Below are 18,553 nucleotides of genomic sequence, written 5' to 3'. Positions count from 1 at the left end.
GAAAGAAAGCACGATGAAAGAAAACAACACTCGTCCTGCGATGCGTCGTATCGACACCATCCATTTTGTTGGGATTGGTGGTGCAGGCATGGGTGGAATTGCCGAAGTACTTGCTTTTGAAGGCTACCGCATCACAGGCTCAGATATTGCGCACAGTGCAATGACTGAGCGCTTAATTCAAGTGGGTGCAGAAGTATTTATTGGTCATGATGAAAACAATGTAAAAGATGCCAGCGTTGTGGTGGTATCAAGTGCTATAAATGAGCAAAACCCTGAGATTAAAGCGGCTAAAGCGGCGCGTATTCCTATTGTTCGCCGTGCTGAGATGCTGGCTGAACTAATGCGTTTTCGCCACGGAATTGCGGTAGCAGGCACTCATGGTAAAACCACAACCACGAGTTTAATCGCGAGCATTTATGCGCAAGCTGGCCTTGATCCAACATTTATTATTGGTGGCTTGTTAAATAGTGCAGGAAGTAATGCCAAGGTTGGTAAAAGTGACTTTTTAATTGCAGAAGCTGATGAGAGTGATGCGTCATTCTTACATTTACAGCCTATGGTATCGGTGATCACGAATATCGAAGAAGATCACATGGATACGTACGGCGGTAGCTTAGAAAAAATGAAAGACACCTATGTTGATTTCATTCATAACTTACCGTTTTATGGTTTAGCAGTGGTGTGTATTGATTCTGAGGTTGCGGCAGAGCTGATCCCGCGCTTTGGACGTCCTGTTATTACCTATGGTGAATCGGCCGAAGCTGATTACCGTATGCTTGATTTTAGCCAAACAGCGAATACCTGCTCATTTAGTGTAGTGAATAAGCAAGGTGAAAGCTTAGCTGTCACGCTTAATATGCCGGGCAAACACAACGCGCTTAACGCGACAGCGGCGATTGCAGTGGCTAAAGATCAAAACATTGCGAACCATGCAATTTTAGAGGCACTTGCAAAGTTTGAAGGTGTAGGCCGCCGCTTCCAACATTATGGTACGTTTGAAAATGAGCGCGGCAATGTGATGTTAGTTGATGACTATGGCCATCATCCATCTGAAGTTGCAGCGACAATTGCTGCGGTTCGTGAGGGTTGGCCAGATAAACGTTTAGTGATGGTTTACCAGCCGCACCGTTATAGTCGTACTCGCGACTTGTACGAAGATTTTGTCAAAGTGCTTGCTGATGTTGATCAGCTATTACTCCTTGATGTGTACTCAGCGGGCGAAGAGCCAATTGTGGGTGCAGATAGTAAGAGTTTATGTCGTAGTTTACGCCAGCGTGGCAAAGAGCCACTGCATGTTGCTAGTAGCTCTGAGCTTGCCGGTGTCCTTGCTGATACACTGCAAGATAATGATTTAGTTTTAACACAAGGCGCTGGTAACATAGGCCAGTTAGTGAAAAAGTTAGCAGCAACCAACTTGTCTATTGAACAACTAAAGCAGGTAAATGTATGAGCCAGTTAAGCGACAAATTTGGCAAAGTAGCGGTACTTTTTGGTGGCACATCTGCCGAACGAGAAGTTTCTCTTAAATCTGGCCAAGCCGTATTGAACGCTTTGCAAAGTGTTGGCGTTGACGCCATTGCTTTTGATCCAAAAGATCAGCCGTTATGGCAATTAAAAGAATTAAACATTGAACGTGTATTCATTGCCCTTCATGGTCGTGGTGGTGAAGATGGCACCATTCAAGGTGCGCTTGAATTTATGGGTATTCCTTATACCGGTAGTGATGTACTTGGCTCTGCACTTGCGATGGACAAAGTACGTTGTAAACACTTGTTCAAAGCGATGGGCCTAAGCACCTCACCTTATACCGTTGTTGATAGCCGTTATGAATTTGATAGCCAAGCGATTATTAATGAATTTGGCAAAGTGATGGTCAAACCGTCACATGAAGGTTCAAGCATTGGTATGGCAGAAGCAAGTAGCGCAGAGCAACTCGATGCTGCATTAAATGCTGCATTTAAGTTTGATAGCCAAGTGCTTGTAGAGCAGTGGATCACTGGCCGTGAATTTACTGTTGCGGTACTTGGGCAAGATGTTCAACCTGTGATTGAAATGACGACGCCGAATGGTTTTTATGACTATCAAGCTAAGTACCAATCAACTACAACTCAGTACCATTGCCCAGCAGATTTATCTGCGCAAGAAACTGAATTGTTGCAAGATATGGCATTAAAAGCGTTTGATTTAGTCGGTGCAAGTGGTTGGGGCCGTGTTGATGCAATGCGTGATCAGCAAGGAAACTTTTACTTATTAGAAGTAAATACGGTACCAGGCATGACAGAAAAGTCTTTAGTACCAATGGCGGCAAAAGCAAATGGTGCAAGCTTTGAGCAATTAGTTGTTCGCATTTTGGAGCAAACACTTTAATATGCATCCTTTTTTAGAAAAAGCGCAACAATTAAAACAACAGCTAAATTGGTCGTTGATTTTTGGTGTGAGCTTTTTTCTAGTGGTGATTTTTGCATTAGTGAAAATCACCACGGGCGTCTCTGATTGGTTGGTCGAAAATAAAGACGCACAAATAAAGCATTTATCAGTACTTGGTCAGCCCCAATATACTGATGAAAAAGCAATTATTGGTGCAATAAAAAAAGCCGACTTATCGAGTTTTTTTGAATTAGACGTAAAACATGTGCAACGCTTAGTGCAAAGCTTACCTTGGGTGGCAACGGCCTCGGTCAGAAAACAATGGCCAGATACCTTACAGGTCTATGTTGTTGAACACCAAGCTGTAGCGCACTGGAACAGTGATTTACTGCTAAACCAAGCAGGCGAAGTGTTTCAGGCCAGTAGTGAAAAATTACCCACTACTTTGCCGCAGCTTTACGGCCCTGAAGGCAGTGAAATCGAAGCGTGGACTGCATTTCGTCAATTTCAAGAAATGCTTAAAGTGAATAATTTAGAGCTGACAAGTTTAGCGCTATCAGAGCGTTTTTCGTGGCAGTTATGGCTTGATAATGGCATTCGCCTGAATTTAGGCCGCAAAGAAAAAGCAAAGCGTGTACAACGTTTTATTGACGTGTATCCGCGCATGGAACAACGTGCAGATGCACAAATCGATGTTGTTGATTTACGGTATGATACCGGTCTTGCGGTGAGCTGGAAGCCAGTGCAAGAAGAACAATTAGAAAATAAGAGTAAGGCATGACCAAGTCAGCAGAAAGAAACCTAGTGATTGGATTAGACGTTGGCACATCGAAAGTTGTGGCCACCGTTGGTGAAATCACCGCAGATAACAAACTGAGCATTGTGGGTGTTGGCAGCCAAGTATCGCATGGTATGGATAAAGGCGGCGTTAACGACCTTAACCTTGTTTCTGAATCGATTCGTCGCGCAATAGACGAAGCAGAGTTGATGGCTGATTGCCGTATCAGCTCTGTTTATTTAGGTATTTCTGGAAAACACATCCAGTGCCAAAACGAAAGCGGTGTCGTTGCGATTAACAACACTGAAGTAACTGATGAAGATATCGAAAATGTGATTCACATTGCTCGCTCTGTGCCAATTTCGGCAGAGCGCAAAATGCTGCATGCACTGCCACAAGAGTACAGCATTGATATGCAAGAGGGGATTAAGAACCCACTTGGTATGAGTGGTGTACGTATGGAAGCTCGTGCGCACATCATTACTTGCTCAAATGATATGGCAAAGAATATCGAAAAGTGCGTTGAGCGTTGTGGTCTCGAAGTCGATCAGTTGATCTTCACAGCACTGGCATCATGTTATTCAGTCCTTACAGATGATGAAAAAGAACTGGGTGTGGCTGTGTTAGATATTGGTGGCGGCACTATGGATATCACCATTTATATTAATGGTGCGCTTCGTCACTCAGCCGTTATTCCGGTAGCTGGTAACCAAGTGACTGGTGATATTGCAAAAATATTTAGAACACCTATATCACATGCTGAGTCACTCAAAGTACAATACGCGTGTGCGAGTAGCCAAATGGCAAGCAACGAAGACACGATTGAAGTGCCGAGTGTGGGTGGTCGTCCTGCGCGCATTATGTCGCGTCATACCTTATCTGAGGTTGTGGAGCCACGTTTTAGAGAATTATTCGAGTTGGCGATGGAAGAAATACGCCGCTCAGGTTTTGAAGACCAAATTGCTGCAGGTCTCGTCATTACTGGCGGAACAGCAAAAATGACGGGTGCAATGGAAGTGGCAGAAGACATTTTCCAAATGCCGGTCAGAATTGGCAAACCAATCGGGATTGTTGGTTTGACAGATTATGTAGATGATCCTTCGTACGCGACCGCGGTTGGTTTGTTACAATACGGCCGTACAATGCAATCGATGAATGCACAAAAGTCGAAAGCGGAAGGTGATAATAATTGGTGGAACCGTATTACTAAATGGTTCCAAGGTGAGTTTTAAGACTCAAGTCGGAGAGTAAACATGTTTGATATGATGGAACAGCACAGCGAAGAAGCTGTCATTAAAGTAATTGGCGTGGGCGGTGGCGGCGGTAACGCTGTTGAGCACATGGTAAAACAACAAATTGAAGGCGTACGTTTCATTGCCGCGAATACAGATGCACAAGCATTACGTAATTCGTCGGCTGATGTGACAGTACAGCTAGGAACACAAATCACCTCTGGTCTAGGTGCGGGTGCAAACCCTGAAGTGGGTCGTAACTCTGCTGAAGAAGACGCTGATACTATCCGTGCCAGCCTTGAAGGCGCTGACATGGTGTTCATCGCTGCAGGTATGGGCGGTGGTACGGGTACCGGTGCTGCACCAGTGGTTGCTAAAATTGCTAAAGAGTTAGGTATTCTAACGGTTGCTGTAGTAACACGCCCATTTGACTTCGAAGGTAAAAAGCGTGCTGCAGCTGCTGAACAAGGCATTAATGAATTGTCAGAAACTGTAGACTCACTTATTACAATTCCGAACAATAAATTGCTTAAAGTTTTAGGTAAAGGGACTACACTATTAGATGCTTTCGCAAAAGCGAATGACGTGTTATTTGGTGCGGTACAAGGTATTGCAGAGCTAATTACACGTTCTGGTCTAATCAACGTGGATTTCGCCGACGTACGTACAGTAATGTCAGCGATGGGCACTGCGATGATGGGAACAGCATCAGCGTCTGGTCCAGACCGCGCGCAAGAAGCAGCTGAAGCGGCTATTTCAAGCCCATTACTTGAAGATGTTGATTTAACAGGTGCTAAAGGTATCCTAGTTAATATCACCGCAGGTATGGATATTGCGATTGAAGAATTTGAAATTGTTGGTAACCACGTTAAAGCACTTGCGTCAGAAAACGCAACAGTGGTTGTAGGTGCGGTAATTGACCCTGAAATGAGCGACGAGTTACGTGTAACGGTTGTTGCAACAGGTTTAGGCGGCGATCGTCGTCCACAGTTTGGTATTGTTGATAATGGCTTTAAAAAAGCATCAGGTTCTGATGTACACAGCTCAATGAACCAAACGACTAGCAGCATGTATGTACCAAGCTTTGCAAGTCAAGGCAGCAGCGATGACGTAAGCATGTCATCTGCGTCTGAAAAGCAAGAGCCAGTACAACAAAGTACAGCGAGCAGCTCAGTATCTAGCAGCACTGAGAGCAGCAAAAAATCTGATAAATCAGAGGGTGGCGATTACTTCGACATTCCTGCTTTCCTAAGAAAGCAAGCTGACTAAGACAGTTTTTGTTGGTAATTTTGTTCGATAAATAAACAAATTGGCAGCTGGATGTATTTATGATACAATTCGCCGTCTAACTGTAACTATAAGTGAGCGAACCTATGATTAAACAGCGTACGATTGCAGAAGTAGTCAAAGCCATAGGAATTGGACTTCATAAAGGTGAGAAGGTCACTATTACTCTCCGACCTGCGAGCGCAAATACTGGGATAGTATTTCGTCGCGTAGACCTTGATCCGGTTGTTGATTTTGAAACAACACCAGAAGCCGTTGGTGATACGCAACTGTGTACCTGTTTAACAAACAAAGATGGCGTTCGTTTATCAACGACTGAGCACCTTATTGCGGCGGTAGCGGCGATGGGTATTGATAATCTAATTGTTGAATTAGATAGCTCAGAAGTACCAATCATGGATGGTAGTGCATTACCATTCATCTACTTGTTACAAAAAGGCGGCATTAAAGAAGTAAATGCAGCTAAACGCTTTATTCGTATTAAAGAAAAAGTACGTATTGAAGAAGGCGATAAATGGGCTGAGATCGAACCATACGATGGTTTTCACATCGATTTTGAAATTGCGTTTGATCACCCAGCAATCAATGAAAGCCGCCAACGTATCGGTTTAGATATCACGGCACAAAGCTTCACTGAAGAAATCAGCCGCGCACGTACTTTCGGCTTTATGAAAGATATCGAGTATATGCACGCTAACAACCTAGCATTAGGTGGTAGCATGGATAACGCAGTTGTATTGGATGAGTTTAAAGTACTGAATCCAAACGGCTTACGTTATAGCGATGAGTTTGTTAAACACAAGATCTTAGACTGTGTGGGCGATATGTTTATGACTGGCCACAACATTCTAGGTAAAATCACGGCTTATAAATCAGGCCATGATTTAAACAATAAACTACTTCGTAAAATTATGGCGACTGAGTCAGCATGGGAATGGGCAACTTTCGATACCCCAGTGACTATGCCAGCACCAGGCTTAGAAGTAGCGACAGCTTAATCGCAAGCATATTACAGTTACAAAAAATGACGCTTTAAGCGTCATTTTTTTGCCAAACTATTATCAAGAATTATAAGCCTAGAATAGCTTCAAGCTCGACCAACTGATTGATTTGATATGTAGGTTTAATATCCTCAGGTAGCTCAACTCCCGGGTGTTGTAACCAACACGTGTCGATACCCACATTGTGACCACCTAAAATATCACTGGCAGCGGTATCACCCACCATTAAAATCTGCTCTTTTGGCGGATTGCCCATTAATTGGAATGTGTGCTGAAAAATCTCTGGGGCAGGCTTTGCTTTACCGACTAACTCTGAAATAACAAGCCAATCGAACATATCCTGTAAACCGGTGTGCTCTAAGCGCTTTTGTTGTAACTTAGCAAACCCATTGGTAATAATGCCTAGCTTGGCGTGTGGCTTCAATTTTGTGAGTAATTCAACTGCACCAGGCAGTGGCACACAAATAGAGGCCATAGCGTCTAAGAAGCCATCGTTAAGTGCTTTTGCTGGTACATCGAGTTTATTTGCCCACTCGGTAAAGCGAGTTATCTGTAGTTCACTGGCAGTAATTTCGTGCTTTTGATATGCAACCCACAGCGGCTTATTAGTTGCTTGGTAATGATGATAATCTGACTCAGTAAATTCTACGCCGTAATGTGCAAACATCACTTTTAAACCTTCAAATGCATTAAAGCTAAAAAGCGTTTCATCTGCATCGAATAATACGTGGCTATACTTCATAGTTATCCTAATTACTGATTGAATAGGGTTGGGTGTAAAAATGGCGCCATGGCCAGTGTCAGCGCTTGTACATAAGTGCTTTCACGCGTAGCAAGGTGATTGGTCAATAAGCCAATAGCACCACCTTGTTGTTTGATATTAACAGTATTGAATGCCTCATCCATGACATCACCCAACTCTTTACCTGCCAGCAATGCATCGTAAAAAGGTTGCGGTAATGGCAGGTTGCTACTGCGACCAACGCTAAATTGTTGCTTGTTTGCAATCACCACAAAGGCAAAGGTTGCTGCGCCATAACTAAATTGTTCTGCGCCACCTTCCATTGCTGCATAAAAGTCGGCGTCAAAGTGATCTTGGCAATACTTAACACGATTCTCAGCACCGATACGGGTTTCATCTTCACCTAGCGGTTGATCAGGCACGCCAGAAGGCGCATGTTCACCTTTGCATTCAATCGTATGATTTGGGAAATAAAGACTAAAGACATGTTTAGCCGCGTTAATTTTAACGGGGTTCTTTGAACCAACCATAACACGTAAAGTTTGTTTCAAGCCGACGACTCCATTGTTTTACCAGAGTCAGCAGTGTACCCGAGTGAATTAAATCGGCAAGTCAACCGGGGCTAAATTTTCAAGAGCGCGTTTTTTCAAAATAATATCTTTGATCAACGGGGTTAGCACAAGCTCCATTGCTAAGCCCATTTTGCCTCCAGGCACCACAAGCGTATTGATACGAGACATAAAGCTGCCTTCAATCATGCTCAAATAGTACGGAAAATCGACGTCATCTATGCCACGAAAGCGAATAACAACAAAGCTTTCGTCTAGCGATGGAATGTCTTTTGCGCTGAATGGGTTTGAGGTATCAACAGTAGGCACTCGCTGGAAGTTGATATGAGTACGTGAAAACTGAGGTGTAATATGATTTATGTAATCGTCCATCGAACGCACAATAGAACCCATTACCGCCTCACGAGAGTGGCCTCGTTCCGAGGTATCGCGAATGAGCTTTTGGATCCACTCAAGGTTAATAATAGGCACCATGCCAATCAATAAATCGACATGCTTAGCAACATCATGATTCTCATCGACAGCACCACCATGTAGACCTTCATAGAACAAGATATCTGTATTTGATTCTAAGTCTTGCCAAGGTGTAAAGGTGCCCGGTAATTGGTTATAAGGAACCGCTTCGTCGAAAGTATGTAAGTAGCGTCTGATTTTACCTTGCCCGGTTTCACCATATTGGTAAAAAAGCTCTTCAAGGGCGCCAAAATCGTTAGCTTCTCGGCCAAAGTAGCTAATATGCTTGCCTTCTTGCTGTGCTTCACGGACTTTTTTATCCATTTCTGGACGTGTATAACGATGAAAGCTATCGCCCTCGATGAAGGCTGCATCAATGCTTAAGCTTCTAAAAATGTGCTTAATTGCATTGGTGGTTGTAGTAGTCCCCGCCCCAGATGAACCGGTAATAGCGATGATAGGGTGTTTAGCTGACATAATTATTCTCGTTATTGTTGATACCTATCGGCTTAAATAGTTAACCATTGTTGTGCTTAATGGTCAGTACCTTAACGCGTTTGGTATTATCGTGCATAAAATCAATCAGTAGAAACTGATAAAAAACGAACACGTCCTAGTTATAAAGGTCGAGCATGGTAAGGTCAAGTGACTGGCGGATTAATTAACGCTATCATGGGCTGATAAAAATTAAAACGAGAGAACAACATGAAATTGATTTCGTCTTTACTTTTCGTCGCAGCAGGGACATTGTTTACCAGTCACGTACATGCAGCGATGCCTAAAAGCGAAATATTACTTGCCGACTTAGATACCCCATATGGTATGCAGGTGTCGCGAGTAACAGATGATAAAGCTTATAATAATCAACCATTTTTAGTTGATACAGGGCTTTACTATACCCATGAGGTTGTTGGCGAAAATGACCAATCGCAAACCGATATTGCGTTTTACGACTATGCAACTAAAAGCAGTGTGAATATTACCAATACGCCCGTCAGTGAATACTCTCCAACCCTGATGCCAAATCAGCAAGCCTTGTCGGCAATCGTGGTTGAAGCAGATGGCAAGCAAAAGTTATGGCAGTATCCATTAGCAGAAGAGTCTGTTGCTAGCCGAATTTTTGAATGGATTGAACCGGTTGGCTACCATGCTTGGGGCGCTGATGAAGAACTCATCATGTTTATCTTAGGTGAGCCGCATACATTGCAATACACTCGCGTTGCAGCTGCTAAACCACGTGTCATTGCCGGTGATATTGGCCGTACTTTAATTTTTGATAAGCACACAAACAGTTATTTATTTAGTTATAACAAAGATAACCAACACTGGGTTGCGCGCTTTATGCCGCAAACAGTGGAAGTAAGTGATTTATTTAGATTACCTGAGTCGGTGCAAGACTTTGCTTTAATTGATAAAGATACTGTGGCCTATGCGGTTAATAACCGAGTGCATAAGCGCAGTTTGTCAGAGCCAGAAGTGGTATCACAGTGGCTTGATTTGAGACGCTTTTGTGAAGGCTCAATCTCGCGTTTAAATTATAAACAGAGCAAACTGGCATTTGTATGTAATAAATGAGTAACGGTTTCAGCCTGATTGCTGTACTGTGGCTAAACTATCCACGTTATATGTAAGGAACGCCTTTGTCTTTTTCTGCCGAGCAAGTGAGTGTACAGCTGGTAAAAGCGGGCTGCCGCAGTAATTTCAAGATTAAAAATATTAACGAATTTATGCCAGCTAGCTCAAAAGAGGCATTTTATGTTCATGAGCAAAGTGGCCAAGCAAAAATTGTTATTAGACCTATTTTTGAAGTATTCAGTGCTGATTTCGAGTCAATTGAGGGCATTACACGTATCAAAGATTATTTTCACAGTAGTGAAATGACTCGTTTTCCAACTCGCATTTATAAAAGTGCACAGCCCATTCATTATGGTATTGCATTTAAAGTCACCTCATCTGAAGCGACTGAGCAATTTATAACTAAATTAAATGCTATTTTAGCGCAATAAAAAAGGGCCACATTGTGGCCCTTTTCGTGTTAGCTTAAATTAGCGTTTAAGGAAGCTATTCACTGAGTTTAACTCACGATTTTTCAGTGCAATACAATCATTGATGCTTTCTTCAAGCTTACTAAGAGAACGTGCATAACCAGGTACTTCAGTGATTTTATCGTTGAAGAAGGTTTTGGTTTTCTCTAAGCTTTTTGCATCACAGCTTGCAGTGGTGAAAAACGGTAAGTTTGGTACAAAGAACGGCGGTAAGTTCTTAGTGATTGCATCGTAATTGTTGTAAATCCACTCAATAAACAGTGCTTCACGCTCTTTACCATAGCCTAAACCACCTAATAACGTACGCATATCAGAGGCTGTTACGTTATCTGTTAAGCTGTATTCTAGAACCGCATTTTGTAGCTCAGGTTTACCAAAGTAACCCATCGCTGCCAGCATCTTAGTACGAACTTGTGGATCTTTGGTCGTTTTAAAGGTTTGCTTGTACTTTTCAAGTAACTTCGCATCGCCATGGTAAGCCGCAAGGTTTAAGTATGTTGAGGCTAAATAAGGGTCAACATTTTCAGGGTTGTTTAAGTACAGTGCCGCTTGTGCTTTTGCTGTATCAATGACTTTTTGGTCATGGCCATCAAAGCCTAAACGAGCAATAACTTGCGCACGTAATTGCGATACCGCCGCGTCTTCACCTGCTTTTGCTGTTAAACCATATTGCTTAGCGGCAGGAGCAATGCTATCACGGATAAACTTAGGCCATAGGTCACGATTGCTGTCGTCTTCGAATACGCGTTTTTGAGAAGCTAGGTAACCTAACGCTGTGTTTGCCACTAGAGGGTGAGCATCACTCACAAAGGCTTCTAAAGTTTGCATTAAGTGAGCCGCAGAGATAACACCCGCATCAAGTAATGAATCAACCGCAGAAAGTAACGCTAAGCGCTCACGCACCGTTAGCTTATCTGCTGCATTCTCTAATAGAGCATTGAACTGTGCATCATTTAATACCCAGCGGTAATAACCCATGGCACCTTGATCTGGGTAGATCCACTCAGGTTCAAAGTCGAGAGTCAATTGCTGTGTTTCTTTGTTCAGCAGAACACTTGCGGTTTTAACTTTGTCGCCCGCACCATACTTAATTGCAACCGGAACATTCCACAGTTGTGCAGGTGCATCAACGCCAGCATTTACAAAGCGGCTTTGACTGATATTAATTTTCTTACCATCTTGCGTTACTTTGATAAGTGGGAAAGATGATTGTTCGATAAATGATTTTAGTACGCTTGCTACATCTTTATTAGACGCTTCGCCTAGTGCTTGCCATAGGTCAGCGGCTTCTGCATTTTTATACGAGAATTTCTTCAAGTAGGCACGAATACCTTGCTGGAATGCCTCTTCGCCAATCCAGTTTTCAACCATAGATAAAACCGCACTCCCTTTACTGTAGGCAAGGCCAAGGCCGTCCATGATGTCAGCTTCAGTTTTGATTGGTTTACGAATAGGTTTAGTACTTAAACGCGCATCCAGTGCCATTACATGGTTTTGCGGCAAGTCTAAGTGCGACTCAAACTCTGGGTTGATTTGTGCAGTGATTTTCGCTGCCATCCAGCTTGCGAATGCTTCGTTTAACCATAAGTCATTCCACCATTTCATGGTCACTAGGTTACCGTACCATTGGTGAGCTAATTCATGGGCAATGATTGATACATTTCGCTCTTTTTTGCTGCGCGTTGCTGTTGCTAGGTCTACCAATAAAATGTCTTCACGGTAAGTCACTAAGCCTGCATTTTCCATCGCGCCAAATGGGAACTCTGGTACAGCAACTGAATCTAGTTTTTTGTAAACGTAAGGAATGCCAAAGTAATCTTCTAGTGCTTTTAACACACGCGGCATATTTTCTTTTGCGTAGTCAGCAAGATGGATTTTGCCTTGTGGAGTCAGAACGCGGCCAGGAATTGGCATGCCTTTAATTTCAAGCTCTTCAAACGGGCCTACAGCCATGGCGACTAAGTAAGAAGGAATAGGAGGCGTTTTGTCAAAAAAGTGCGTTGTCATATCGCCATCAACTTTGGTTTTTAAAACCGGTGTATTGGCATACACTTTTTGTGATGTTGGCGCTGTGATAGTTAGCTGAAATGGAATTTTATAACTAGGCTCGTCAAAAACCGGGAATGCACGACGCGCATCGCTCATTTCAAATTGGGTGAAAAGATAAGGCGTGCCTTGATCTAGCGTTTTATATAAACCAACACTTTGACGGTTATAAGGGGCTGTAAAATCAACTTTTAAAGTGTATTTGCCTGGCTGAATTTTTTCTTCACAAGCGAATTTAACTTTGCCTGTTTTTAGCATTTCAGCACTTAGGTCACAGTTTTCTGCACCTAAAATTTTCGCCATGCTAACCGCATAATCAATACCGTTTAATTCGATATAATTCGTTGCTTTTAAAACCTCTAAAGCAATTTCAGTATGACCAGAAAAATTGTCTTTTGCAGGATCAAGCGTAAGTTCTACTTGTTGTGAGCTAGGCTTGGCAAGCTTTTCGATAACATATTCATTGGCATGGGCAGAGCTAACAGCAAGTGCAACACTTACCGTTAATAGGCTTTTTAAGAACATAAGTATCCCTGATTTTTTGTTGTTAGAAAGGCACCTGCTATGAGGGGCGAATCACCATGCTATCAGGTTTTAATTTGAACAGTAATAAATAGTTAGTAACAAAGTTTGTCAATTAATTATGGCGGTCGATGAAACGTTGCCAATGCAGGTGTGGGTTTATTTGTCGGACGTTTTGTAGCACGGCATTTAATAGTGCCAAATCAGTAAAGCGTTGTTCGTTGAAATCTTTAAAACCAAGTAAGTAGTTAAAGGCGTCTTTGCTATTTGCTTGCAGTGCATGAATACGCACTTGTTGTTCGAAGTTGAGCCGTAAGCTACTAATTGCGGTTTTCATACCTTGTTGATCGACATTAGGAATAGCGCATTTTTGTAAGTAACCAGCACGTTCACCTTCACCAGAAAACCAAATGCGTACTTTTTCGCTATAGCGACCTGATTTTGCAGGTAAATCAAACATTAGCCGTTGTTGATTTTGCTCTGTTAAAAAGTCTAAGTATTGATCAAGTCCAGCATCGAGTAATGCATTATGGATTGGCACATAGCGGGGTTTTATCTTGCCATGCGTATGAAAATCAAAGCAGCGAATACCGTCAAGGGTGACGATGTTATCTAGGGTTAAGTGGCCAATTTCATCGCTATAGGCACCAGTATAATAAGCAAATAAAGGCAGCCAAAAGTGCCAATGCTTAGCTTGTTCACGTGCTAAACGCTGATCACCATAGATGTAACCATTATACAGGGTATGTAATTCCATGGCCGAAAATGGCCTACGACCAAGATGGGACTTCAACCTAATACCTTGATAATAAAGATGTGTCGAAGAGTATACCTGATAAGTATCAAGTTTCCAGCTTAACGACACTGCCACAAATACGGCCGTGTCGTTATAAGCTTAAGGATTGCTATTAATCACAAAGAGCTTTAGCTAAACCAACCGGTTCGATTTCAACGCAAACTTGATCATCGTTCCAGTTTAAACCTACAAGTGCATCATCTTCGTTTAGGTCTTCAACCCATTCATCAAGGAACTCGTCAAGGCCAATTTCAACGGGCGTGTAGTCTTGCCATTCGTCTTTACATTGTGCTTTTGCAGCGTCTTCAGTGCCCCATAGTAATAGCACATCAGTGTCGCTAAATTGGTTTGATTCACAGACAACAAAACCACCATCTTCGGCACCGAGTGCCCACATAGATTCGTTCAAACGAACTTTTTCTACAAAGCTAACTAATTCTGATTCAATTTCGATATCGCTCATTTGCGTAATCCTTATCTTTATTTTCGTGGATCTGTTTGTTGTACCGCCGCTTTATCGGCGAATTTATGATAAAAATCAACTAAGTTATTTAGTTGGCTAAAATCAGTTAATTCGCGGAAGCGGATCCAATCTAGCAAGCAGTATAAACTGATGTTGAGGTATTCACAGCTTTTAAATACTGGCTCCGATAAATGACTATTTAAATAGGCTAATGTTTCAGCAATTCGTTCATTCTGTAAATTAAAAAACAGTTTGTCGGTATTGGTATCAAACCCCGAGCGCTGACAAAGTAGAATTTCTACTAATGAATCATTACAGGCATTGATAATGGTTAAATAGTTCTCTTGCTGCCAGCTAAGTAATGGCTGGTCTGATTGTTCAAGCAAATAGCGAATAATTGAGTTGGAATCACACAAGGTAAAATCATGGTCGATTAATACAGGAATTTTTCTGGCAGGGTTATGAGCAATCATGGTTTGTCTGTCTTGCTCAGAGAAAATATCCAAATTAATAAAATCAATAGGTAGGTTATTCAGTGCCGCCCAAATCCGAATACGGCGCACAAAAGGTGAGGTGGTAGAGCCTAGTAATTGCATGATGGTGTCCTTTGCAAAAAAAAGCCGCTGTGAAGCGGCTTTTTGGATTCAATTGTGAAATTAATCAGTACGGCTTGTTACTTCAAGAAGATGATAACCAAACTGAGTTTGTACCGGGCCTTGTACTTGGTTAATTGGCGCAGAGAAAACGACTTTGTCGAACTCTGGAACCATCATGCCAGGGCCAAACTCACCTAATGCACCACCATCTTGACCTGATGGGCAATTAGAATGAGCACGAGCAAGCTCTGCAAAGTCAGCTCCTTGCTCAATTTGCTGTTTTAAATCCAAACAGTGAGCTTCACTGTCTACGAGAATGTGTCTTGCACTGGCTACTGCCATAACATCTCCCTAATGTGTGTTTTAGTATTAAATTACTAGTCTAGTTCAATATTTACCGAACGAAAAATTAAATTTATTTTGCAGTCAGCTCAGCTTCAATTGCATCGCGTAATGTTTGCGATTCTGGCTTAGTTTTACTGTTGAAGCGTTGTACTGTCTTACGGTCAGCTGACACTAAGTATTTGTAAAAGTTCCAGTTAGGTGAACTGGTTACTTCGTTTAAATGCTTAAATATTGGGTTTACATCACTACCACGAACAGCACTGGTGGCAAACATATCAAAGGTTACACCATAATTGATGAAGCATACTTTAGCAGTGTCTTTTTCATCGTCTTCTTCTTGAAAAAAATCATCTGAAGGAAACCCTAATACGACTAAACCACGGTCTTTGTATTCTTTATGAAGGGCTTCTAAGCCTTCAAATTGCGGTGTAAAACCACAGTTACTGGCGGTATTAACAATTAAAAGCGGCTTATCTTTAAATTCACATAAGTTGATTGACTCTTTCGAGCGTAATTTTCTCATTGTGACATTGGTGAAATCATCGCATTGACTGCTTGCTTTAGCTGCCGGTGTCGCTTCTGTGGTTTGTGCTGCAAGGTTTGTTGTTAGTAGGCCTGCTGCAAGTAACAAAGCATATTTATACATAGTTATTTCCCGCTAGTTATTTGTGATGAATATACGCTAATATGCAGCAAAGTGATCATTTAATTTCAGCTATTTATGACGATTCGCAAAGCAACTCAAAACGATTTAACTGACATAGTCGCTATTTATAACGAGACTATCCCTGGGCGTATGGTAACCGCAGATACCGAAGAAGTGTCGGTTGCAGATAGGCAAGCGTGGTTTGATAGCCATACACAGAAAAGACCAATCTTTGTTTTTGAGCAACAAGGTAAAGTGCTTGCTTGGCTGAGTTATAAGTCGTTTTATGGCCGTCCTGCTTATGATGGTACCGTTGAAATAAGCATTTACATCACTCAACAGGCTCAAGGACAAGGGCTTGGTAAACAATTGCTTACATTTTCAGAGCAACATGCAAAAACACTTGATATCAAGGTGTTATTAGCTTTTATTTTCAGCCATAACCTACCGAGCATAAAACTGTTTAATCGCTTTGATTACAAGGTCTGGGGAGAGCTTCCGGATATTGCGATTATGGATGATAAAGCTTATAGCCTCACTATTTTAGGCAAGCGATTAGACCGTTAATACGTTAAAAAACTAATAAAAAATGCGGTACAAATTGTGACCCACTGTGATTTTAGACTACGCTAAAATAGGTATTTATTATTAAGTGGGTCTAGTCAACGGTGCGAAGAATATTAATTGTTGATAGCAATAGCGTTTTAGCCATGCGGGTCAAGGTGCTGCTGGAGCTGATTGGCTGCAGAGTAGAGCTATTACATTTTGCGATGGTTGATGATGCTGTTTTAGAGCAAGACTTTGATCTTGTTGCAGCTTCTCATGGTGTGCCAACCAGTATTATTAAAAAGCTTATGGAGGTATTTGCTCAAGAGCATTTCTTGCTTTTGGCTCCTAAAGCGCAACGAAGCGATTTACTTGAGCATTTTAGTGAAGTAAATCGCCTGTTACCTAATGCTGTGGTCATTTACCCATTCTTTGCTAATAAAGAAATTAGCTCTTTATTGGAAGGGGTACTTGAGCTCGACAGCGATAATATTCTTCAACTTCCTACCGTGTTACTCGTTGATCATAGTGCTGAACGTTTGGCGCAAATAGCCCTGAATCTCAAAGGTGCACATATTAAAACCTTCACGGCTGGTAGTACGGCGTCAGCATTGGATGTTATCAAAGAGCAAAATATTGATTTACTGATAAGCGACTTTACTTTTGAAGACGGTACTGGACTTGCGCTTTTCAACAAGCTCAAAACACGCCAGCCGAATAGTCGCTGTTTACTTTATACTTCTAAGCCTGATCAAGTCTCCATGGTGGCCGCTATTCGCCAAGGGGTGGAAGATGTGCTCATCAAACCGGTTGATGATAATAGCTTACTGCAATCCGTACATAAACTGTGGCAGACAGAGCTCTTAAGACGCCATAACAGTGAATTAGTTGAGCGTTTACAAAATACTGTTGATGCACTCATTGAAAAAGACAGCTTACTGCGAGTTATCTTTAAACACACACCCGATGCCATTATTTTATTTGAACGCTGTGGCAAGGTAATTGAAACGAATGATGCCTGTGAACAGCTGTTTGAAAAACCGCTAAAAGAGTTTGAAAACTGCTCGGTCTATGAGTTCTTTGATGTTGCATCAACTGAGCGAATCAAAGATAAAATCGCAACCTTAAGTAAAAATCGTCAATTTAGTTGTGATTTACGACTACTTAAGAAAAATGGCACAGAGGTACCTCTTGTTGGATCGTTTAATGAAATCGATCATCATGGCGAAATAGCGTTAGCGGTTATCTTTAAAAATGTGACTCATTTAAAAGAGAAAGAAGACTTGCTGCTTGAAGCAAAAGACATGCTTGAAGAAGAAGTAAAAGCCCGTACTGCCCAGTTAGAGCATGCTAAAAATGTTGCAGAAGCTGCAAATCACAGTAAATCTGAGTTTTTAGCAAACATGTCTCACGAACTTAGAACCCCTATGCATTCTATCTTAAGTTTTGCTCGCTTTGGGCTTGAGAAGGTGGCCAATGACGATTTAAGTAAAGATAAGTTAAACAAATACTTATCTAGAATTGAGCAAAGTGGTGAGCGCTTATTGTCGCTGCTAAATAACTTGCTTGATTTATCAAAGCTCGATGTCGGGAAATTCCCATTCAATCCACACAAACATAATTTAAGCAATATTATAAAAACCAGTATTGATGATGTGTCGGGAACAGCGCTTGAGCGAAATATTGCGATTCGGCCAATAGGCTTTGAGCAAGGCATTGTGCTTGAGTGTGACGAAGAGCAAATAAACCAAATCATGCGCAACTTACTCGGAAATGCACTGAAATTTAGTGAGCCGAATAGCGAGATTGATATTAGTTTAGCTGTGCATGAGGAGATGGCCGAAATCGCTGTTATTGACCGCGGAATAGGGATCCCTGAACAAGAACTTGAAAAGATTTTTGCTAAGTTTGAGCAAAGTAGTAAAACCAACAGTGGTGCGGGAGGCACCGGGCTTGGTCTGGCGATTTGTCGTGAATTCGTGTCCTTGCATCAAGGCACCATTATGGCAAGCAACAATGAATACGGGGGCGCCACTATTTTGGTTCGATTGCCCCTAGAAATAGACTTGCCACAACACTTGGCAAATGAACAACAGTCTATATCGATAAATTGATAAAA

Annotated in this window: 19 protein-coding genes; 10 read left to right on the top strand and 9 right to left on the bottom strand. The window is 42.0% G+C overall.

Annotated elements, in window-relative coordinates; genetic code table 11:
- Nucleotides 1–13: 13 nt before the first annotated feature.
- The 6 genes from murC (at nucleotide 14) to lpxC (ending at nucleotide 6,662) form a co-directional block, all read left to right on the top strand.
- Nucleotides 14–1,450, top strand: coding sequence for a UDP-N-acetylmuramate--L-alanine ligase (gene murC / locus P4S60_RS14000; protein WP_442961488.1), 1,437 nt, complete (start codon nucleotides 14–16; stop codon nucleotides 1,448–1,450).
- Nucleotides 1,447–2,367, top strand: coding sequence for a D-alanine--D-alanine ligase (locus tag P4S60_RS13995; RefSeq protein WP_105174506.1), 921 nt, complete (start codon nucleotides 1,447–1,449; stop codon nucleotides 2,365–2,367). Before murC ends, P4S60_RS13995 begins: the two co-directional genes overlap by 4 nt.
- A 1-nt stretch (nucleotide 2,368) precedes the next feature.
- Nucleotides 2,369–3,148 (top strand): cell division protein FtsQ/DivIB, encoded by a 780-nt coding sequence (locus P4S60_RS13990; RefSeq protein WP_063702598.1) that lies wholly within the window; start codon nucleotides 2,369–2,371, stop codon nucleotides 3,146–3,148.
- Nucleotides 3,145–4,377 (top strand): cell division protein FtsA, encoded by a 1,233-nt coding sequence (gene ftsA, locus P4S60_RS13985; protein ID WP_063702596.1) that lies wholly within the window; start codon nucleotides 3,145–3,147, stop codon nucleotides 4,375–4,377. The genes P4S60_RS13990 and ftsA overlap by 4 nt, the downstream gene beginning before the upstream one ends.
- Nucleotides 4,378–4,398: 21 nt before the next feature.
- Entirely contained in the window at nucleotides 4,399–5,646 is a 1,248-nt protein-coding gene (gene ftsZ, locus P4S60_RS13980) for a cell division protein FtsZ (RefSeq protein ID WP_063702594.1), read from the top strand.
- Between the two features lie 104 nt (nucleotides 5,647–5,750).
- Nucleotides 5,751–6,662 carry a UDP-3-O-acyl-N-acetylglucosamine deacetylase gene (gene lpxC / locus P4S60_RS13975; RefSeq protein ID WP_036971181.1) on the top strand — a complete coding sequence of 304 codons (912 nt, stop codon included), beginning with the start codon at nucleotides 5,751–5,753 and terminating at the stop codon, nucleotides 6,660–6,662.
- Nucleotides 6,663–6,732: 70 nt separating this feature from the next.
- Here the strand turns inward: lpxC and yjjG are convergent, their stop codons facing one another.
- The 3 genes from yjjG to P4S60_RS13960 are packed head-to-tail and all read right to left on the bottom strand — an operon-like array spanning nucleotide 6,733 to nucleotide 8,906.
- Nucleotides 6,733–7,407, bottom strand: coding sequence for a pyrimidine 5'-nucleotidase (gene yjjG / locus P4S60_RS13970; RefSeq protein ID WP_119852488.1), 675 nt, complete (start codon nucleotides 7,405–7,407; stop codon nucleotides 6,733–6,735).
- 11 nt (nucleotides 7,408–7,418) lie between these two features.
- On the bottom strand, nucleotides 7,419–7,958 hold the full coding sequence (gene yjjX, locus P4S60_RS13965) for an inosine/xanthosine triphosphatase (protein ID WP_337116344.1): 540 nt from the start codon (nucleotides 7,956–7,958) through the stop codon (nucleotides 7,419–7,421).
- A gap of 48 nt (nucleotides 7,959–8,006) precedes the next feature.
- Entirely contained in the window at nucleotides 8,007–8,906 is a 900-nt protein-coding gene (locus P4S60_RS13960; RefSeq protein ID WP_054561042.1) for a phosphoribulokinase, read from the bottom strand.
- A 228-nt stretch (nucleotides 8,907–9,134) separates the two neighbouring features.
- Here P4S60_RS13960 and P4S60_RS13955 point away from each other — a divergent pair, with 228 nt between their 5' ends.
- Complete coding sequence (locus P4S60_RS13955) at nucleotides 9,135–10,004, top strand: hypothetical protein (protein ID WP_337116342.1); 870 nt, start codon at nucleotides 9,135–9,137, stop codon at nucleotides 10,002–10,004.
- Nucleotides 10,005–10,069: 65 nt separating this feature from the next.
- Nucleotides 10,070–10,435 (top strand): hypothetical protein, encoded by a 366-nt coding sequence (locus tag P4S60_RS13950; protein ID WP_337116341.1) that lies wholly within the window; start codon nucleotides 10,070–10,072, stop codon nucleotides 10,433–10,435.
- 39 nt (nucleotides 10,436–10,474) lie between these two features.
- Here P4S60_RS13950 and P4S60_RS13945 read toward each other — a convergent pair whose 3' ends face one another.
- The 6 genes from P4S60_RS13945 to P4S60_RS13920 all read right to left on the bottom strand — a co-directional run bounded on the left by P4S60_RS13945 (nucleotide 10,475) and on the right by P4S60_RS13920 (nucleotide 15,888).
- Nucleotides 10,475–13,045, bottom strand: a complete 2,571-nt coding sequence (locus P4S60_RS13945) for a M1 family metallopeptidase (protein WP_337116340.1) — start codon at nucleotides 13,043–13,045, stop codon at nucleotides 10,475–10,477.
- Nucleotides 13,046–13,157: 112 nt separating this feature from the next.
- Nucleotides 13,158–13,835 carry a hypothetical protein gene (locus P4S60_RS13940; RefSeq protein ID WP_337116339.1) on the bottom strand — a complete coding sequence of 226 codons (678 nt, stop codon included), beginning with the start codon at nucleotides 13,833–13,835 and terminating at the stop codon, nucleotides 13,158–13,160.
- Nucleotides 13,836–13,950: 115 nt separating this feature from the next.
- Nucleotides 13,951–14,301: a DUF2750 domain-containing protein gene (locus P4S60_RS13935; protein WP_054552718.1), complete on the bottom strand. Its 351-nt coding sequence runs from the start codon at nucleotides 14,299–14,301 to the stop codon at nucleotides 13,951–13,953.
- A gap of 17 nt (nucleotides 14,302–14,318) precedes the next feature.
- Nucleotides 14,319–14,897, bottom strand: a complete 579-nt coding sequence (locus P4S60_RS13930) for a glutathione S-transferase family protein (protein WP_337116337.1) — start codon at nucleotides 14,895–14,897, stop codon at nucleotides 14,319–14,321.
- Between the two features lie 60 nt (nucleotides 14,898–14,957).
- Nucleotides 14,958–15,239, bottom strand: a complete 282-nt coding sequence (locus tag P4S60_RS13925; RefSeq protein WP_054552716.1) for a peptidylprolyl isomerase — start codon at nucleotides 15,237–15,239, stop codon at nucleotides 14,958–14,960.
- Nucleotides 15,240–15,312: 73 nt separating this feature from the next.
- Nucleotides 15,313–15,888: a glutathione peroxidase gene (locus P4S60_RS13920; protein ID WP_063702578.1), complete on the bottom strand. Its 576-nt coding sequence runs from the start codon at nucleotides 15,886–15,888 to the stop codon at nucleotides 15,313–15,315.
- A 75-nt stretch (nucleotides 15,889–15,963) separates the two neighbouring features.
- Between P4S60_RS13920 and P4S60_RS13915 the strand changes: the two genes are divergently transcribed.
- Together P4S60_RS13915 and P4S60_RS13910 are read left to right on the top strand one after the other, a co-directional pair.
- On the top strand, nucleotides 15,964–16,455 hold the full coding sequence (locus tag P4S60_RS13915; protein ID WP_119852482.1) for a GNAT family N-acetyltransferase: 492 nt from the start codon (nucleotides 15,964–15,966) through the stop codon (nucleotides 16,453–16,455).
- 143 nt (nucleotides 16,456–16,598) lie between these two features.
- Entirely contained in the window at nucleotides 16,599–18,548 is a 1,950-nt protein-coding gene (locus P4S60_RS13910; protein ID WP_337116872.1) for a sensor histidine kinase, read from the top strand.
- Nucleotides 18,549–18,553: the final 5 nt, after the last annotated feature.

Origin of the sequence: Pseudoalteromonas sp. Hal040, assembly GCF_037162425.1 — a bacterium.
GTDB lineage: Bacteria > Pseudomonadota > Gammaproteobacteria > Enterobacterales > Alteromonadaceae > Pseudoalteromonas > Pseudoalteromonas gelatinilytica.
The sequence above is the reverse complement of the archived record's forward strand: the minus strand, read 5'-3'. Positions and strand labels throughout refer to the sequence as shown.